This window comes from Candidatus Nitrotoga sp. M5, assembly GCF_927904885.1.
Taxonomy (GTDB): Bacteria; Pseudomonadota; Gammaproteobacteria; order Burkholderiales; family Gallionellaceae; genus Nitrotoga.
Map to the genome: position 1 here is coordinate 41,141 of NZ_CAKMNW010000023.1, position 18,006 is coordinate 59,146.

Below are 18,006 nucleotides of genomic sequence, written 5' to 3' on the forward strand. Positions count from 1 at the left end.
ATAAGTAGATGATTTGTATTTAATTTAAATAGGGAGGGATATGAATATAATTAAAAATACAGCTGTTGCTGTAATGATGCTTGCTGGCCTTATGTCCGCGCAACAAGTTTTAGCAAAAACCGTTAAAGTCACGATGACCGCGATGGAATTGGACCTGCCTGTGAATAACAAGGGTGATGTCAAAATGGCAGCTTGGACATTCGATGGCTCCATTCCGGGCAAGCCTGTCCGCGTAAAGGAAGGAGACACGATTGATTTCACTTTGATTAATCCCGCCGGAAATAAAAATTCACATGCAATGGACTTTCATGCGGCTCAAGTTGACGTGCTGAATGAGTTCGCTTCAATTAAGCCGGGGCAAAAAAAACATTTCAAGTTTGAAGCCAAGGTTCCAGGCGTATTCATGTATCACTGTGGCGCAAGCTCGATGGTTCAGCATATTGTAAAGGGAATGTACGGAGTGATTATCGTCGAGCCAAAAGACACAAAGGACTATCCAAAAGCTGACCGTGAATACATTCTGATTCAACAGCAATATTTCCCGGACACCGAGAATATTACTGCCTTGCTTGAAAACAAAGATTGGAAAGGTTCTCTGATCAACGGCAAAATGTTTCATTACGATCCTGTTCATGAGCCAAATGCAACTCAGGTTCTGGAGTCTAAGCCAGGCGAACGTGTCCGTATTTTCTTTGTAAATGCGAACATCAACAATCCGGTTGCTCTGCATCCTATCGCAGGAATTTGGGATCGAGTCTATATCAACGGTAACCCGAAGAATACGCTATACGGTATTCAAACATACAACGTGGCGGTCGCTTCAGGCGTTACCCTAGACATCGTTTCGCCTGCTGATCGGCCGACCAATGTTGCAATAGTTGACCATGCGATGGGAGCGGCGTTACGCGGTGCTATAACAGTGTTAATGAACAAGCCTGACGCTGATCCGACAAAAGGACGTGGTGATGAAATTCTGATCAGATAATTTCTAGCAAAGCTAATCCCGCTAGTTTCGAGGAGGTCTTGGCCTCCTCCTGATATTAAAGTCGGGCATATCACATAACATTGCGCCCCTTAGTTATAAAAGCTAATATGATTAAGACTCCAACGCGTTGGAATGTCTATTTTCGAAAAGAGGGGATTAGAGTCCACAAATGAAAATGTATTGGCATAGAACCTGATGGAGATCATCCGAACTTAAACGATACAAACTTATAAGGTGATTAATTATGAAAATTAAAAAAGTCTGTGTTCTTGTTTCCTCGCTAATCGCGGCTGGTTTTTTGTCTGCCCCAGCTGTTGCTGCGGCCAATGGTCCTCTGGCCGGTTATACAATTCATGTTGCGGCTCCACATGTTATGAATGGAGAAATTATGGGCCCATATCATCATTACTGCAAAGCAATTAATGCCGATATAATTCAATGCATTCTGTTTGAATCAACTCAGCCCAATGCTCGTATGACAGAAGTCGAATACATGGTCTCCAAAAGGCTCGCCAGAACGTCCTTACCAAAATGGTCACATACGCAAAATTGGCACGATCACCAGGAGGAGATAGACACTGGTCGCGTTGCTATAATTAATCCAACTGACCCAAAAGAGCAAGAAGCCTTGGCGAAATATGTAGGCAACACCGACGGCATTATTTTCCATCTCTGGCCTGAAGGCGCCCCTATTCCTGACGGTTCTGTCCACATTCCTCAATCAGTTGGAAATTGGGAAGCGAGACATGGAAAAATTGTGAGTAAAGGATCGTCAAGCCACCACGAGTCGAGCCACGACCACGGGGCGAACCACGACCACGACCACGGGGCGAACCACGACCACGACCACGGGGCGAACCACCAAGAGTCGTCAAGCAGCGGGTCGTCAAGCAACAACTATTACGCAACTAAAAAATAAGTTTCTTTATTTCTTAAAGAGACACGGGGTTTGTCCATGACGGGATGAATTCTGTGTCTTTTTATTTTAAATGTGAGGTGATGTCATGTTTTTTATAAAGAAAAATGCGTGGGTATGGATTGCTATCTTTCTGAGCGTCTGCTCGCAAAGCACATTGGCTTTTCACAAGGACGTGTACGAGCCGCGTGTACCTAAGGCGATTATTGAGCACGAACAGCAAGTAAAAAGTCCTTATCCCGTAACACCAGAGCGAATTGAAGCAGGCCGTAAAATTTATGTTGGGGCTGGACTTTGTGTAACTTGCCATAGCAGGGATGGTACAGGCGTCAGTCTACCAGGGCATTCTGCACGTGATTTTACCGATGCAAAATGGCAGAAACTTCGCACTGACGGAGAATTAATGTGGGTTTTAAAAAATGGAAGTCCGGGAACTGGAATGCCGATTCGGGTTGGAACGGATATAAACGAGGAAGATGGTTGGAACGTGATTCAATATATACGTACCTTCGAGGGAAAGTAGACCTTTTTTAAAAGGCAATCCTTCCTCCTCATCAAGTTTGCAACGCACCCTTGCCCGCCATGGGACTAGGGCATTCGAATATTATTTATACCTCTAGCAACCTGTCAGACTTAAAAAAAGCGGTGAAATAGTCACCGTTCAGCTAAGTTTTCAGCCAATTCCTTCTAAGTCCAGCAGTTGCGAAGGTAATAAATTTTGCCTCTTAAATTAGAAGGACGTAGGAGTTATATCGCAAATGAAGCGCATTGTTTAGCGATAGGCCAGATGGAATCGGAACATCAGTATGACGAAAAAAATAGCGGCAGGGATAGTACTGTTAGGAATCGTCATTCTGGCTTGGTATTTCTTCAGTCAGCGCATTTCTATTACTTGGCTCGATACTCAAACGACTCCAACCGCAACGCCTGAGACCAAGACCTTATCTTTATCTGAGATAGGCAAAGCCAGACAGGAAAAAATATGGATTTGCCCGATGCACCCAGAGATCATGCAGAATCATCCGGGCAATTGCCCGATTTGCGGCATGGATCTGGTCCAATCTAAAAATTCCGCAACGCACAATCACAACCTTGGTATTCATGTCGATACCGCAACCATTCAGAAGCTTGGTGTCAGGTTGGAAAGTATAAAATTAGCCCCGCTCAGTCAGCAAATCAGTACTTATGGGAACATAACGTTCAATGGAAATACACTTTATAACGTCCATACCAAATTCAATGGCTGGATCAAAAAGCTAAATATCAATTCTGTAGGACAGCAGATCCGCAATGGACAAGTCATCTATGAGATTTACTCTCCTGATTTGATTGCACAGCAGGAAGATTACTTGAGATTTATGGAACGCCGTGATCAGACGTTAGAAACGATAGGCAATATTTCCCCGCTAGAGGGCAACCGATATGTGATAGAACTTCTGCAGGACCTTTCCAGAGAAAGAACTAAATTTCTCTATGAAGATATTGGCATTGAATCAGTTCTCAATATGGAAGACTCTCTTCAACCAATTGATATGGTTAAAATACTGTCTGGTCAGTCAGGTGTCGTGACACAAGTTAATGCGCGCGAAGGTAACTTTGTTACGCCTGCCACCACTCTGTTTACACTGGCTGATGTTTCCACGGTATGGGTTGATATCACGCTTTACCCCGATCAGGCTGGCCGGGTAAAGAAGGGTGATGCCGTGACCATAAAAAGCCTCGATGGGGAGGAAATCCAGACCAAGCTCGACTTTATTAATCCGCTTGCTGAAAACAATAAAATCAACGCCAGGGTAACGCTGAAAAATACCGATCTTCGCTTGCGTCCTGGCAGCTTTGTTGACGTTATCATCCACGCCGAACCTTACGAAACCCTCGTTTTGCCGCGATCATCAGTCATGCACACTGGACAAGGAGATTGGGTAATATTGTCCAGAGGAGAGGGGCATTTCCTTCCTGTTAATATCGAAACAGGGATCGAAAGCGGAGACTGGATCGAGGTTGTAGATGGGCTGCTGGAAGGCGCAGAAGTCGCAGTAAATGGCCAGTTTCTGCTGGATGCGGCATCGTCGCTGCATGACGCCGCGCAACGCATGCAGGAATCGCACAAACATTAATGATTGCAAGCGTTATAACTTGGTCATTACGCAACCGTCTGCTGGTTTTGCTGCTTGCAGCTTTGATCAGTGCCTGGGGCATTTATTCCTTGCGTCATACCGCACTGGATGCAATCCCCGATCTTTCTGACGTCCAGGTCATCATCAAAACCACTTATCCCGGTCAATCTCCACAAGCGGTAGAAGACCAGGTGACTTATCCGCTTACCACGGCATTGCTGTCGGTACCCGGTTCTACTGCGGTTCGCGGCTTTTCCATGTTCGGCGAGTCATTTGTTTACATCATTTTCAAGGATGGAACTGATCCCTATTGGGCACGCACCCGCGTGCTCGAATACCTGAGCCAAATGGCGGGAAAGCTGCCGCCAGGCGTCACGCCGTTACTCGGGCCGGATGCGTCCGGCGTAGGCTGGATTTTTGAATACGCGCTAACCGACCGTCAGCATCGCCACGATCCCGACCAATTGCGTGCACTACAAGATTTCTTTCTGAAATACGAATTGCAAAGTTTGCCCGGTGTCGCCGAAGTAGCGAGTGTCGGTGGAATGGTGCGGCAATACCAGATAGAAGTAAATCCGACACGGCTGGCCGCGTATAAACTGACACTGGACCAAGTGGCACAATCAGTACGCGACAACAACCTGACCGGCGGGGGATCAGTAGTAGAAATGGGGCGCGCTGAATACATGATCAGGGCGCGCGGCTACCTCAAAACACTGGATGATTTCCGGCAAATTCCGCTCGGCACAGACGGACAAGGCATCCCCATCCGCTTGCAGGATGTGGCACATATCCAGACTGGGCCGGCAGTGCGTCGTGGCGTTGCTGATCTCGATGGTGAGGGCGAAGTAGTGGGTGGCATCGTCGTAATGCGCTATGGCAACAACGCACTAGAAACGATAAAGCGAGTCAAGACGCGCTTGCAAGAACTGAAAGCAGGATTGCCCCAAGGTGTGGAATTAGTTGTCACTTATGATCGCTCCGGCCTGATCAATCGTGCCGTCAGCACCTTACGCGAGAAACTGATCGAGGAATCACTGGCAGTCGCTCTGGTCTGCCTGCTATTCCTGTTTCACCTGCGTTCATCGCTGGTGGCAGTTGTAACATTACCCGTCGGCATCTTGGCCGCTTTCATTATCATGAAACAACAGGGCATCAGCGCCAACATCATGTCGCTGGGTGGCATCGCCATCGCCATCGGTGCGATGGTCGATGCTGCCATTGTGATGATTGAAAACATGCATAAACATCTGGAGCGTGCCGGAGCTAAACCCGATTATTGGCAGGTGGTGAAGGCAAGCTCACTGGAAGTTGGCCCAGCCCTGTTCTTCTCGCTACTGGTAATTACCGTCTCCTTTCTGCCGGTGTTAACGCTGGATGGGCAGGAAGGCAAGTTATTCGCTCCCCTTGCCTACACAAAAACGTACGCGATGGCCGCCAGCGCGTTCCTGGCGATCACGCTCACACCGGTGCTGATGGGTTATTTCATTCGTGGACGCATTCGTCCAGAACAGCGCAATCCGCTGAACCGCATATTACAAACCCTGTACCGGCCAGTCCTGCTGGCCGCCTTAAGCAAACGCAAGTTGACCATATTCGCCACGCTACTGCTATTAGCTACCGTAGCATGGCCGCTGTCAAAGCTGGGTAGCGAATTTATGCCGCCACTATATGAAGGCGACTTGCTGTATATGCCAACAACCCTGCCCGGCTTATCCGTAGACGAGGCGGCCAATATTTTGCAAATCACCGATCGTCTTATCCTTGCACTGCCGGAAGTCGAGCGAGTATTCGGCAAGGCCGGACGGGCCGATACGGCGACCGACCCGGCACCACTTTCGATGCTGGAAACCACCATTCTGCTGAAGCCGCGTGACCAGTGGCCAGCGGGAGAAACGATAGAGCAATTGATACAAAAACTCGACGAGCAAGTGCGCCTGCCAGGACTCACCAATTCCTGGGGTTACCCGATCCGCACCCGTATAGACATGCTTTCCACAGGTATCAAAACCCCGTTGGGAATTAAAGTCACCGGCCCGGATCTTGCTGGCATCACTGATGTTGCTCAGCAAATTGCGGCGGCGATCAAAAGCGTGCCCGGCACGCGTACCGTATTTGCTGACCGCTCCACTGGCGGGCGTTATCTCGACATTGACATTAACCGGACTCAAGCCGCACGTTATGGCGTTACCGTGGCCGATGTGCAGCGCCTCGTGCAAGGCGCAATCGGTGGCGAAAACATCGGCACAGTGATTGATGGGCGTGAACGCTTCCAGATCAACCTGCGTTATCCACGTGCCATGCGCGATTCACTACCGGCACTGGCGGCAAGCAGAATCATCCTGCCTTCCGGGGAGCAAGTGCCGTTGGGCGAATTGGCTCATTTGCACTTCAATGAGGGGGCTTCGGAAATAAAAAGCGAAAACGCACGTTTGACCGCCTATGTATATATCGACATCGCCGAGCGCGATCTGGGCGGTTATGTGAGCGAAGCCAAACGCACACTGGAAAAATCGGTGACGTTGCCGCCCGGTTATGCCATTGCCTGGTCGGGCCAGTATGTAAACTTGCAACATGCCAAAGAACGCATGCAGTGGGTCATCCCGCTGACTTTGATACTGGTGATCTTGTTGCTATACATGCACTTTCGCCATTTTGGCAAAGTGCTGTTGGTGCTGCTGTGCCTGCCGTTTTCCTTGATCGGCGGCTTCTGGCTGGTGTACGCGCTGGGATATAACTTATCGGTAGCCGTAGCGGTGGGCTTTATTGCGCTGGCTGGCGTAGCCACCGAATTTGGCGTAGTCATGCTGCTATATCTCGACAATGCCATCGAAGACTTACGTCGTGCCGGACGTTTGAACAATCGTCGCGATTTGCACCACGCCATTATTCAGGGAGCACTGTTGCGCATCCGCCCAAAAATGATGACCGTTTCGGTCATCGTGGTGGGCCTGCTGCCGGTAATGTTCAGCCAAGGTGCCGGTTCAGAAGTTATGAAACGCATTGCCGCGCCGTTAGTAGGCGGCATGCTAACGGCTCCGCTGTTGTCGCTAATCGTTATCCCAGTGCTTTACTCGTGGTGGCAAGGGCGGGAAATTGTTAAGGACTAATCAAGGAATGCTGCTATGGACCTGTATCGCGTCAGCGATGTTACATCTTGCCCGCTTCACAGCACTCCATAATTCGCTGTGCTAATGCGCTGCTCAAGCATTGATTAGATTGTGGGAAGCCAAGTTGACGGAATCTACCGCCTATTTCCAGGCTGATGCTAATTGCGCTTGCACAGCGTCTAATGGGATTTTTGTTGCTCGACTCTTTGATCGTATAAACTGTCTCCGCCCGAATTACCGTGCCGAGACACTGGCATGAGATGAAAATCTGGTCAGCGGCTAGCTGAGTAAATCACGATTGCCAACAAGCGTTAGCTCCGAATTTTTTCAAGCAAGATAATAAACATTTATTTAGTACATTGATTTATATTTATTTTTTTGAAAAACAGAGTTTGTTATCTTTAGTTGATGATAATAAACTTTATTCATACAGCTGATTATTAAGTGCTTGTACTAACTCCCCGAGTTAAAATCAGTTGGCGATGAAAATAAATCCCCCGGCTTATCTACTAGAGTAGATTTGGTGTAAGCCATGTTGCGCTTGGCACGGTTGGCAAGGGCTACAAGCACACCTTGTTCCAACCATGTTTTAAGCATACGAGAAGCCTTGAGCGTGTCCACTTGGGCAATCCGGCACAAGTCGATATTGGCAATCTGGCCTTTACGGTCAATCCAGTCGCTGACTTCATCCCACACGCTCGGGCGTTCCAAATTCAGCAGCGTGACCGTCACGCTTTCAACGGCTGTCGCAGTATTCTGTGCGTACTGAGGCGGGTAGAGGTGTGCAGCCGCCATTTCGGCGAACATCATACGCACGCCCTCACCCGCATCAATGTTGGGCGGCGATGGAAACTCCCGCAATGCAGTGGCAATCAAAGTATTTCGTGCTTTTGAACCAGCAGACGCAATGTTGGCAAGCGTGATTGCACCCAGAAATATACCCGGACTTTCCACTTCGATGCGGTTATCAAAAATACGGATGAAAATGTCGCGGTTTAGGCGATAGTCGCGATGAATCACCGCATTCACAATCGCCTCTTTCATCACTCGGTCAGGATAAACGTGTCGTGTTTTGAAGCCGCTGCTGGAAAGGGTAACGCCCTGCGCCAATTCATCTTGCACCGCCCGTATGGCTTCGTCGATCTGATCTATCAATGGCCCGCGTATTGTTTTAGGCTGTTTGCGCAAATTGGGTGTTGGCCCGGCTGTCACCGCATTCCCGTCATACACCATCAGACGAATATCGGCACGCTTTCTATGCGCCGCCAGCAAGCTGCCTGGTTCGTCGGCAAATAGCAACACCGCCGCAAGTCGTGGCAAGATTTCGCCACTCATTTTTTCGGCCAATCCGATGCGACAAAGCTGTTCGGCCTGCGTACCACTTTTCAATCCGCGTGCCGCCACAAAGCGTGCCCATGCATCAGTCGTTAATAGTTCCAATTTAATTGGCAACGGTTCGCTTTCTACGCTCCTCACGCCGCGCTGATAGGAAAGTTCGGTGATTTCAGCGGCGGTCATTTGGCGGTTACCTGCTTCCAGTCGTATCCATGTGCCGTCATTCACAATCGAATGTACCTTGTCGCTCTTCGTCACATGCGCCAGTAGCAAGTGCCCGGCAGTACCATCGCGCAAAGTGCAGGGAACGTGCACAAAACGGAAGGTTTCAATTGGAATTGGCGGTTGAAACTCTGTGCGTAACTTGCGTTGCAGTTCGTCTACTGCTTCGGGGTTTTCCTGAACACCATAGAAACGAGCCGTACCCGATGATTTATGCGGGTCTTCCACACCCAGGGCCAGCGCACCGCCATCGGTATTGGCAAAGGCGCACAGTGTTTCCAGTGCTTTGCCCACCATCTTACCGGAGACGCGCTTAAAATCCAGCGTGCGGCTTTCGGGCAGGGCAAGTATCTTGTTGATGAGGTTTGCTGCTTGAGTGGGGTCGATTTCAATCATTTTATCAATCCCCTTTCTACATCGCGGTAAGCGTTGGCTGCCGCCATTTTAAGCGCCTTAATCCCTTCTTGTAGCGGACGCTGCATACCCACCAACACCCGGCAAATTTGGCCACTTTCTGAACGCCAATCCGCAATAAGATGATCTATCGCCTGCCAGCCGCGCAGATTAAAATAACCCGCACAAAAATCTTCACGTTTCGAAGTTGCAAGCGTTGAATGCAACGCGTCCAGTAGCTTTTGCGAGATGTTGTCAAAAATGCGTGGCATGGTGCAATAAAATGCCCTGATCGAATGTTATTTCGAGTGAGTGTATCGCAATGGGCATTGTTGATAATGAATAAGCTGCCATCAATTTGGTACGCGGAATGTTATCAAAGTACTTTGATGTTGCAATACAAGCAGCGAATGATAAATATCATCAATCACTTGTGGCGAATTTATTGAGATAAGGATGCCCGCATGACAAACATCGCCAAAAGCTCATAGCAAACGTAGTAACTCGCCTGCAATCCTCCCATGCCAGGCAAATAATCCGACGGCCATTGCAGATCGCCATTTAAAATTCCGGTAGGAGCTGCAATCACCTGCAACCCTGCCGCAGTGAATTCCGCTTTCGCCCGTGGCATGTCAAAGCTGTGCGTGACGAGTACCACATGCTGAATATTCTCTTTAGCCAGTATCGCAGCAGAGAATCGCGCATTCTCGTTCGTATTTCGTGATTTATCTTCACTCCAGCGAACTTTTACGCCGAACTCATTTTCCATTGTTTCCCGCATCAATTTTGCTTCAGGTTCACCACTCAGCACCGAACCACCGGCGACGAGCACTGGCAACCCAGTTTGCTTGGCGACCCGTGCACCATAGCGCACGCGATCGAGGGTCAGTCGCCCCACTGTATCCCCGCCATATTCCAACGCATTGTTTCGAATTCCGCCGCCGAGAATAACGATAGCTTGGGCGTGCCGCGCTTCCTTAATGTCGAGCGGAGGCGATGTTTCGAGAAAATGCATCAGCTGATACGAAGCAAAGGGAGTGGAAAGTGCGAGCAGATAAACCGTCGCAATAATTGAGATCGCTCTGCCCGTTCGCGGAAATCGCTGTACCAGTAACAGGCCAAAAAAAATGGCTAACAGCAACCCTGTGGGAGGCAGAATAAGCGTTTTAGCGATGGCTTTAAGCAGAAATATATCAGACATGTTTTATACGGAGTTAATGTGATTGAGATAAATTGTGAGAATGAATATTGTTATTAAAAAAGCTCGAGATGTTGCTGAATAAATAAAGGGTGCCTCTCAATATTTAAATTTACGTCACTCCCATGAAGGCGGGAATGACGAATTTTTAGAGACGCCCTAAAGTGCTTCCCCTCTTTTTTGGTATACCAGAATGGCAAATTCATATAACGGCGATTGATTGAAAGGGCTGGCAAGCCGCATCATTGTACAACCTTAGCCAGCATCGATGGCCATCAACTACTGTCAACTTGATGTCATCATCGGCCAGATCACAGATTGACTCTCATGCCGGCCCAACTTATAGAGGTTCACAGACATAACAAATTTGCCACATTGCCAGTAGAGAAAGATCAAGTTGTGTCACGCCCAATATTCGCAAGAAATCTTTAACATCCTCTGAGCTTTTAATTAGCGTGCTGAACGCAGATAGCACAGGTTGCGGGTTTTCCTCCATCACTTGCACCTTCCGCGTGATCTTGTATCCGGCCTGTTGGCAGGCGTCTTCAAATGATCCGGGCGTAAAAAAACGGATATGTGTTACATCCAGCAAACCCATCAACTCATAATTGAATCGATTCGAAAGTAGTCCGCCAATAATGGAACGATGTCCCATATTGGGAATTTGAAATACACACTTTCCACGCTCGGATAACAATTCCTTCGCCAAAACCATGGCCTCCCACGGGTTGTACATGTGCTCAAGCACATCAGCAAATGAAATAACATCAAAACCACCCGGGTAGTCTGCCTTGATTCCGCCGACTGCTGCATCAAATGTATTTGAATAAACGCGATCACAAATCTGCTCGGCGGCTTTTGCGGCAAACGCGTTCATTTCAACACCGACACAAACGGCACGGTTGTGAAGACCTTTTTGGACCGCAGCAATCAATTGGCCGCGATTACATCCCACGTCTAAATAGGTCGATGGCGCCAACTCGACACATATTTTTCGGACATCTTCAGGAACGAAATGTGTCTGGTAGGGCGCATCGCCAGACTCATGGACTCGGAGCATCTCGTAGGGGCTGAGTTTCTTGTTCATAACAAAATAGCACTCGTATGCGGCAAGGTTCTTATTGTCCCTTGAACCATCCATTCGGTAAACAGCCAGACCGAGCCATCTTACGAAATATCAAGATTGCTGAAACCGATGAGTCTTTATTCCGAAGTCTTTGGGCTTGTTCTGTTTGATCTGCCAGATATTGAAATAGACGAGGCTCATCGTGAGCATGTGGCAGGTGAGAAAGTCGAACTGATATTTCTGGTTCTCGTAGTTCGATGTGTAGGCGTCCCACAATAACTCGATGTATTCCTGCTCCTTCTGGGTTTTGAAGGAGAGTGGCAGGTGGTTGGCGAGTTCGGCGGTTTATTCCATGGCTTCAGACCCCCGCACCCTTCTTGCGACGACTGCGGATCGTCGCAACCCAGTTGTCCAGTGCTTCGATATCGGCCTTGAGTTCCGCCGGTCCGGGCACCGGCGCACGGGCTGCCGCGGCTTGGTCATGGCCGGGCAGCCATTTCGAGCATTTCGTCATTGCCGTCTCAACTGTCTTGCAGTCCTCTACGGTGATATCGGCGATCTGAGCAACTTGTTGCGTTTGGATGCTCGGCCTGTAGCGTTCGACCACACCGCCAAGAAGCACTTCCTCAAGAGCGCGCTCCCAGGCTTCGCGCAGCAAGCCGTAGAGATACTTGGCATCCTTCTCATAGGCGTCCTGATGACCATCACGAGAGAGCTTGTCGGCAGCCTGCCAGCCATTCTTCAAATAGCCGATCTTCTTCTTGATCGGTAGCGCGACCCAGGGCAGTTCCTCCGAGCATACCCCCGCACCCTTGGAAAGGAACCGGACGTGCTGGTCAAACTGCTCGACCTCTAGCTCCTCCGCAAATTGCTTAAGAAGTAGCAGAAAGACGACATCATGCGTGAAGACGATGACCTGCCGCTTCTTGGTTTCCTGAATCAAACGCCGCGCCACACCCTGACGCCATTGGTAATCGAGCGAGGACACCGGATCGTCGAACACAATGCCGGACAGATCGTCGGCTGTGCTGAGTTCTGCAAAGAACGCCGCGATGGAGAGGCAGCGCTGCTCGCCCTCGCTGACGACTTTAGGCAGGTCAACGCCGGGCGCGCGCGTAAGAACGAGCTTGTGGTAGAAGACGCCCTCCGCACCACCGAGTTCCTTCAACTCGACCTCGACGTGGCTGAAGGTCAGATTGACCAGCTCATCGCTGAAACTCCGCTTCAGTCGTTGCGACACGACGGTCTTCGTGACGGCAGTGCTTTTCTGCGTAATCGCCTGAGTCTTGGTTTCCTCGATGCACAACCCGTAAGCGGCGTTCTTCTTCCGGCGCTCGATATCATCAAGAACGGTCTGCTGATACGTTGCCAACAGCTTGCGGGCGCGTAGCTCCTGCGCCTCGACAGTCATGCGCTTGCGTGACTCGTCGGTGGCACTGGTGCGTAGCGTCTTGATCCGGGCCTCGACCTCCCCGGCAAGCGTCTCGGTTTCACGGGCTACGGACACGAGGACGGGACTATCGGCGGCAAGGTCCTTATCATCGGCGAGCGCCGCAACGACAGTCTTGCGGCGGCTTTCGTTCGCAGCCAGAGCTGCGGCAATAGCGTCCGCAACGGCCTCATGCTCGATGCGGATTTCCTTGAGCGTTTCTTCAGCGGCTTCGGTCGTCGTCCTGAGTTCGGTGAACGCCTTGCGCAACCGGGCGAAATTCTCCCTGATCCGCCGGAGTTCGCGTTCCGTGGTCGAAGCCACGAACGATTCAAACTGTTTGAGCCGATGGGCCGCCGCGTGTTCGAGATCCTGCTGGCATAGTACGCAATGGGCACCGTCCTCTACGACAGGAAACGCCTTGCCGGGGTAGGCTAACTCCTGCGAGAACTGGCGGGCGGATTCCCAAAGAGCCTTCCACGGTTCCGAACCCGTCCCGGCTAGCATGCCTTCTGGAAACGTCGCCTCGCGCAATCGCTTTGCTTCTTCGCCCTTGCGGCGGCCTTCGGTTCGCGCATTGAACACGGCGGCCACGGCATCGGCTGAAAGCGCTGCTTCCATGTCCTTGAGATGCTGGGCCAGCATTTGCAAGCGTCCCTCACGCAGGGTGAGGTGTCTAATCAGCTTCTCGGGGTCATTGGCCTGTAAATCGAGAAGCGACTTTTCCAGGAGCGCAAGCTGAGCTTCTTCTTCCGCCGATAAACACGCGAGCGCCTGGACGGCGTCCGGCTTGGTGAGCGAACTGATGTTCGCCAGGAACTTCGCAACGGCCGTGCCTACTGGGATTTGCACCTGGACAACTGTGAGAAGGTTCGAAGCCAGTGCGCGCTGCTCGCCTTCGAGTTTTGCGCGTACGGCCTTACAGGCTTTGACCAGTTTGTCGAACAGGTCCAGACCGAAGGGTCTGAAGGCGACATCGGTTTTCTCGGTGAGATAGATGGCTGCGCACTGCGTATCGAACACACTCACGCGCGAAACGAATTCATCCTCGCCGGTTCCGACCCACTCCCGCTGTTCTGGTTCGGTTCCGACTTTGTATTTGATCGCAACGACCGGGGCGAGTGGCGATGTACCGGAGACAACATTGCCCAGAATGTGCTCTTGCCCGCGCGCCCGGCACGCACTCTTGAGGATGCGGATATATCCGGTCTTGCCCGCGCCGTTATCGCCATAGACCACGGTTAGACCGGAAGCAAAGTTGAGGGTCTGATCCTCAGCGAGCGCGTTCACGCCGCGGCGATGAAAAATCGAGACAAGCGATACCGGGACAGCGCCTGCCGTCCTGTCCGGCATGTGCTCCTTGGCGAGCGGATCCGTTTCCTGCTGTTCCGCCAGACCATACGCGCTCTTACAGATTTCCGTCAGCGAGCACATGTCCTCATCCAAGAGTTCGCCATTTAGCACGAGACGGCGTAAGGCATTGCGCTGCCACATCGGGCGACCCTCTGACCATTTGAGAATTTCCTGAAGGACATTCATTGTAATATCACCGGCTCTGCTGTTTCCTCGTCTTCGCCCCAGATGCGGGCGAGGGTGGCTTGGATTTTTTTCTCGAAGCAGGCGATCAGCTTGCGGTTGGCGGCGACCAGCGCCTGCTCGGCTTCGATCTCGGCGACGATGGCTTGCTGCGTGGCGAGGGATGGAAGGGGAATTTTCTGTTCTCTGACGAAAGAAATATTAGCCATGCGGAACTTCCCTTCGCCCAACCTCATGAACTCTGGATAAAGCCTCTGTGCTGCGTGGAAGAGATATAAAGGATCAAGCACTTCTCGCGATTTAGGATACAGTCCAGCAATGTTCTGATTAGTCGTGGATTCAAACTTAAGAAGGCCAGTTTTTCCAATCGTCGCTCCGACGAGAGCGATCAAGGTAGTGTCTTTTGGAAAGAGCTTGGCTGCTGAGTTCTTTAGCCCCTCTTCCGTGATAAATTCCTCGGCCTTGGTAACTTCCCCATCTTTGCATACGGTTGATCCAACCCAAGGAATATTGCCGTTCCAATACGCATCCACTGGACGACTCGGCGTTCCCCCGGACTTGATTTCGCAAATTTCATCAAGCTCAACCATTGGCCAGTCGGGGTGGATGGGAATGTGGGGGCGGTAGTTGTCGAGCACGGCGCGGGCGCCGTCGATGACTTTCTGGAGGCCCTCAATTTCCGCCACGATTTCCTTCTGCACATCTAGCGGCGGCAGGGGGAATTTGCGTTGTTCCATTCCTCCCTTTGTGGCGTGAACCATCGCAATACCATTTCCTTCGGCTTTGATCTTTGCCGAATCAGCTTCGAGAAGATGGTACAGAAACAACTTATCGATGGCTTCTGTCGGTTCAACTTTCCAAATGTGGTAGTGATAGATTGCTCGAGGACCTTCCCATATACGCGGGCCAAAGGATGCAGACCAAGCATAAAGCAGATCACCAGTATTGCAGTATTTGTCTTCGTCCAACTCCAAGTTAGAGTAATACCAGCCACGATTAGAGAAAAAATTTCCGACTCTTAGAACTGGTGTTGGGCCTTCTGTAAGCAGTTCTTCTTGCTTATAAGCACGTCCATTGATCAACCGGGCAAACTTACCCAGTTCTACCATAGGCCAATCATGCGTTTTGTTGATGGCCCCCTCCCGATACCGCTCCCCACTCAGGTTGTAGTCGCCATTCGCAGCAATTTTTCCCTTCGCCACAATCAGCCCGAGCCTGAATTTCGCACCAACGGTGCAATCCATCCCAGCCTGGGGCGTTGCCCCAGGTTCGCGGATACCCGCCACATCCAAGGGCCGAAGGCCCGCCCTATCTTCATTGCGAGAAATAGAACAGGCTTTCAACCCTTTCGTATTTATTGCACCGTATTCCTGGGGCGTTGCCCCAGGCTGGGATAGTGATGGGCCGTTGGCCCTGCATGCGTCGCTGCGTAGCGTTTGCAGGTATTCGGCCAGTTCGGCTTGCACCTGTGTGAGTTGTTCACCTGCATTGGCACGTCGTTGCGCGCCGAGTCCGTAGCCGTCGTTTTCCACCTTGAAGAACGCGACGCTGTCGCTTTGCCTGGCGATGGATTTGTCGAGAATCAGGATCGAAGTCTTCACCCCGGAGTACGGATTGAAACAGCCTGCAGGGAGCGAAATCACGGCGACCAGAGAATTTTCCACCAGCATTTTGCGTAGTGCTTTGTAGGCGGTCTGGCTCTGGAAGATGATGCCTTCGGGCACGATGATGCCCGCGCGCCCGAACGGTGTGAGGTGTTCGGCCATGTAGTCCACGAACAACACTTCGCTGCGCTTGGCCTGTATCGAGAAACGCTTGTGCGGCTTTATGCCGCCCTTTGGTGACATGAACGGCGGATTGGCGAGGATTACGTCGGCGTATTCGTTCCAGCGTTCCTCAGAGGTGAGGGTGTCGTATTCGACGATGTGCGGATCGGTGAAGCCGTGCAGGTACAGGTTGACCAGAGACAGGCGCACCATGTCGGGCGAGATGTCGTAGCCCTTGAAGTTCTGCGCGAGTTGGCCTTTTTCATCGGGGGTAAGCGTGCTGCGATTTTTCGCGTCGGTGTTGCTGCGCAGGATGTGCTTGTAGGCGGAAATCAAAAAACCCGCCGTGCCGCAGGCGGGGTCGAGGATGGTCTCGCCTTTCTGCGGGGCGAGTATCTCGACGATAAAGTCGATGATGTGGCGCGGGGTACGGAACTGGCCCGCATCGCCCTGCGAGCCGAGGACGGATAACAGATACTCGAAAGCATCGCCGAGGCGCTCGGAATGGTCGTAGCTGAATTCGTTGATGATCTTGAGGAAACTTTTCAGCGTTTCTGGGTCGCGATAGGGCAGATAGGCATTCTTGAAGATGTCGCGGAACAGTGGCGGAATGCCAGGGTTTTCCGGCATGGTGTCGATGCCTTCACCGTATAGCGCGATCAATTCATGGCCGCCCAGGCCTTTGCTCATCAGCTTTTCCCAACCGAAGCGGGCGAACTCGCCAGTGAAGAATTTTCGTTTTCCGCCCAAATCTTCGGCCTCACGATCCATGTCGTCCATAAATTTGTAAATCAGCGCGATGGTGATTTGTTCGACCTGCGATTTTGGGTCGGGTACTTTGCCGACGAGAATGTCGCGGGCGGTGTCGATGCGGCGTTTGGTGTCTGTGTCTAACATTGTGATGGATTATGAATTAATAATTTACGGGATTTAAAGTTTTAAAGGGTTTTAAAGATATGCCAATAGGGCGGGCTTTCAGCCCTGGTTTGGTATGCTTTTCCGATTCCCAGGGCGATGCCCTGGGCTGGGATAAAACGCACCTTTGGCGCTATTTTCGGTGCGACACTAGTGTAATTTATCAAGGGGCCGATGTTGTATTTTGGTGCGCTGTGGGTGTAACTTATCGTAGCGACAGCGTCGTTTTTTGATGCGCCAATGGCGTAAACTATCCCAGCCTGGGGCAACGCCCCAGGAATAATGTTTATACCGCCCAAGGGCTGAAAGCCCGCGCTACCGTTCAATCCCATAAATATTGTTCATCATATTCGATGCCGTATTTTTTGAGAAAACCCAGATACTCATTTTGAAAATTGTGGGCACGATGATGCTCCGCCTGATTGTCTATATAGCGAAGCAAATCCTCAAGATTTGAGGGGCCTACGGAAAAAGCACCATAGCCGCGTTGCCATGAAAATCCGACCAACTCGGGCGATTGGGTCTTGAGCCATTTAGAGGATGATGTTTTCAACTCTTCGACGAGATTTGCTACGCTGATTGTTCGCGAAAGACGGACGGCAAGATGGACATGATCGGCTACACCTCCGACGCGGTAACACTCGCTACCGTTATTTCGCGCCACGGTGGCAAGGTAAGCGTGAAGGGCAGGCCTGACAGATGCATCAAGAATAGGCGCACGGTCTTTAGTGCTGAAGACAATATGGGCGATAAGCAATGATAGGGATTGCGGCATGTTTGTCTTAATGGGGCGGGCTTTCAGCCCTTGTTATGGTTGGCTTCATATTCCTGGGGCGTTGCCCCAGGCTGGGATGTGGATGCGCCTTTGGCGCTGCGGCCTGTTTAAATCCCTCGTATTCAAGGGATTTAAACAGGCTAAGTTATAGCTATTTGTTGATTCTTGGTAACTGTTTAATTATGAAGGATTTTTAGTTAATCGCAAGAACGTCTAACCATATGATTAATAGGTGTTTAGTGA

At 50.8% G+C, this 18,006-nt stretch carries 14 protein-coding genes; 6 read left to right on the plus strand and 8 right to left on the minus strand.

Going from position 1 to position 18,006, the window contains the following annotated elements:
• Nucleotides 1-40: 40 nt before the first annotated feature.
• The 5 genes from MJ770_RS06675 (at nucleotide 41) to MJ770_RS06695 (ending at nucleotide 7,128) form a co-directional block, all read left to right on the plus strand.
• The gene (locus tag MJ770_RS06675; RefSeq protein WP_239250833.1) at nucleotides 41-985 is read left to right on the plus strand and encodes a multicopper oxidase domain-containing protein; all 945 of its coding nucleotides are present in this window, start codon (nucleotides 41-43) and stop codon (nucleotides 983-985) included.
• Between the two features lie 244 nt (nucleotides 986-1,229).
• Nucleotides 1,230-1,904, plus strand: a complete 675-nt coding sequence (locus tag MJ770_RS06680; RefSeq protein ID WP_239250834.1) for a DUF1264 domain-containing protein — start codon at nucleotides 1,230-1,232, stop codon at nucleotides 1,902-1,904.
• 85 nt (nucleotides 1,905-1,989) lie between these two features.
• Nucleotides 1,990-2,424: a c-type cytochrome gene (locus MJ770_RS06685; protein ID WP_239250835.1), complete on the plus strand. Its 435-nt coding sequence runs from the start codon at nucleotides 1,990-1,992 to the stop codon at nucleotides 2,422-2,424.
• A gap of 283 nt (nucleotides 2,425-2,707) precedes the next feature.
• A complete protein-coding gene (locus tag MJ770_RS06690) occupies nucleotides 2,708-4,018 on the plus strand; it encodes an efflux RND transporter periplasmic adaptor subunit (protein WP_239250836.1) in 1,311 nt (436 codons plus the stop codon).
• Complete coding sequence (locus tag MJ770_RS06695) at nucleotides 4,018-7,128, plus strand: efflux RND transporter permease subunit (RefSeq protein ID WP_239250837.1); 3,111 nt, start codon at nucleotides 4,018-4,020, stop codon at nucleotides 7,126-7,128. The genes MJ770_RS06690 and MJ770_RS06695 overlap by 1 nt, the downstream gene beginning before the upstream one ends.
• Before the next feature lie 453 nt (nucleotides 7,129-7,581).
• Here MJ770_RS06695 and MJ770_RS06700 read toward each other — a convergent pair whose 3' ends face one another.
• The 4 genes from MJ770_RS06700 to MJ770_RS06715 all read right to left on the minus strand — a co-directional run bounded on the left by MJ770_RS06700 (nucleotide 7,582) and on the right by MJ770_RS06715 (nucleotide 11,363).
• Nucleotides 7,582-9,081, minus strand: coding sequence for an ATP-binding protein (locus MJ770_RS06700; protein WP_239250838.1), 1,500 nt, complete (start codon nucleotides 9,079-9,081; stop codon nucleotides 7,582-7,584).
• Complete coding sequence (locus MJ770_RS06705) at nucleotides 9,078-9,350, minus strand: hypothetical protein (protein WP_239250839.1); 273 nt, start codon at nucleotides 9,348-9,350, stop codon at nucleotides 9,078-9,080. The genes MJ770_RS06700 and MJ770_RS06705 overlap by 4 nt, the downstream gene beginning before the upstream one ends.
• Before the next feature lie 170 nt (nucleotides 9,351-9,520).
• Entirely contained in the window at nucleotides 9,521-10,279 is a 759-nt protein-coding gene (locus tag MJ770_RS06710) for a YdcF family protein (protein ID WP_239250840.1), read from the minus strand.
• A 337-nt stretch (nucleotides 10,280-10,616) separates the two neighbouring features.
• Entirely contained in the window at nucleotides 10,617-11,363 is a 747-nt protein-coding gene (locus MJ770_RS06715) for a class I SAM-dependent methyltransferase (protein WP_239250841.1), read from the minus strand.
• 108 nt (nucleotides 11,364-11,471) lie between these two features.
• Here MJ770_RS06715 and MJ770_RS06720 point away from each other — a divergent pair, with 108 nt between their 5' ends.
• The gene (locus tag MJ770_RS06720; RefSeq protein ID WP_239250842.1) at nucleotides 11,472-11,621 is read left to right on the plus strand and encodes a hypothetical protein; all 150 of its coding nucleotides are present in this window, start codon (nucleotides 11,472-11,474) and stop codon (nucleotides 11,619-11,621) included.
• 79 nt (nucleotides 11,622-11,700) lie between these two features.
• Here the strand turns inward: MJ770_RS06720 and MJ770_RS06725 are convergent, their stop codons facing one another.
• Genes MJ770_RS06725 through tnpA form a run of 4 tightly spaced genes read right to left on the minus strand, consistent with a single transcriptional unit; the run spans nucleotide 11,701 to nucleotide 17,763 of the window.
• Complete coding sequence (locus MJ770_RS06725) at nucleotides 11,701-14,310, minus strand: AAA family ATPase (protein ID WP_239250843.1); 2,610 nt, start codon at nucleotides 14,308-14,310, stop codon at nucleotides 11,701-11,703.
• Nucleotides 14,307-16,970, minus strand: a complete 2,664-nt coding sequence (locus tag MJ770_RS06730; protein ID WP_239250844.1) for an N-6 DNA methylase — start codon at nucleotides 16,968-16,970, stop codon at nucleotides 14,307-14,309. Before MJ770_RS06730 ends, MJ770_RS06725 begins: the two co-directional genes overlap by 4 nt.
• A 41-nt stretch (nucleotides 16,971-17,011) precedes the next feature.
• The gene (locus tag MJ770_RS06735; protein ID WP_239250845.1) at nucleotides 17,012-17,320 is read right to left on the minus strand and encodes a hypothetical protein; all 309 of its coding nucleotides are present in this window, start codon (nucleotides 17,318-17,320) and stop codon (nucleotides 17,012-17,014) included.
• Nucleotides 17,311-17,763, minus strand: coding sequence for an IS200/IS605 family transposase (gene tnpA, locus MJ770_RS06740; protein ID WP_239250846.1), 453 nt, complete (start codon nucleotides 17,761-17,763; stop codon nucleotides 17,311-17,313). Before tnpA ends, MJ770_RS06735 begins: the two co-directional genes overlap by 10 nt.
• Between the last annotated feature and the right edge of the window lie 243 nt (nucleotides 17,764-18,006).

What these genes read in the sequence shown, in the direction of transcription:
- MJ770_RS06720 (WP_239250842.1), top strand. Translation starts at nt 11,472, where the DNA reads ATGAGTCTTTATTCCGAAGTCTTTGGGCTTGTTCTGTTTGATCTGCCA.
- tnpA (WP_239250846.1), bottom strand. Translation starts at nt 17,763, where the DNA reads ATGCCGCAATCCCTATCATTGCTTATCGCCCATATTGTCTTCAGCACT.
- MJ770_RS06710 (WP_239250840.1), bottom strand. Translation starts at nt 10,279, where the DNA reads ATGTCTGATATATTTCTGCTTAAAGCCATCGCTAAAACGCTTATTCTG.
- MJ770_RS06730 (WP_239250844.1), bottom strand. Translation starts at nt 16,970, where the DNA reads ATGTTAGACACAGACACCAAACGCCGCATCGACACCGCCCGCGACATT.
- MJ770_RS06700 (WP_239250838.1), bottom strand. Translation starts at nt 9,081, where the DNA reads ATGATTGAAATCGACCCCACTCAAGCAGCAAACCTCATCAACAAGATA.
- MJ770_RS06680 (WP_239250834.1), top strand. Translation starts at nt 1,230, where the DNA reads ATGAAAATTAAAAAAGTCTGTGTTCTTGTTTCCTCGCTAATCGCGGCT.
- MJ770_RS06675 (WP_239250833.1), top strand. Translation starts at nt 41, where the DNA reads ATGAATATAATTAAAAATACAGCTGTTGCTGTAATGATGCTTGCTGGC.
- MJ770_RS06705 (WP_239250839.1), bottom strand. Translation starts at nt 9,350, where the DNA reads ATGCCACGCATTTTTGACAACATCTCGCAAAAGCTACTGGACGCGTTG.
- MJ770_RS06690 (WP_239250836.1), top strand. Translation starts at nt 2,708, where the DNA reads ATGACGAAAAAAATAGCGGCAGGGATAGTACTGTTAGGAATCGTCATT.
- MJ770_RS06715 (WP_239250841.1), bottom strand. Translation starts at nt 11,363, where the DNA reads ATGAACAAGAAACTCAGCCCCTACGAGATGCTCCGAGTCCATGAGTCT.
- MJ770_RS06725 (WP_239250843.1), bottom strand. Translation starts at nt 14,310, where the DNA reads ATGAATGTCCTTCAGGAAATTCTCAAATGGTCAGAGGGTCGCCCGATG.
- MJ770_RS06735 (WP_239250845.1), bottom strand. Translation starts at nt 17,320, where the DNA reads ATGGGATTGAACGGTAGCGCGGGCTTTCAGCCCTTGGGCGGTATAAAC.
- MJ770_RS06685 (WP_239250835.1), top strand. Translation starts at nt 1,990, where the DNA reads ATGTTTTTTATAAAGAAAAATGCGTGGGTATGGATTGCTATCTTTCTG.
- MJ770_RS06695 (WP_239250837.1), top strand. Translation starts at nt 4,018, where the DNA reads ATGATTGCAAGCGTTATAACTTGGTCATTACGCAACCGTCTGCTGGTT.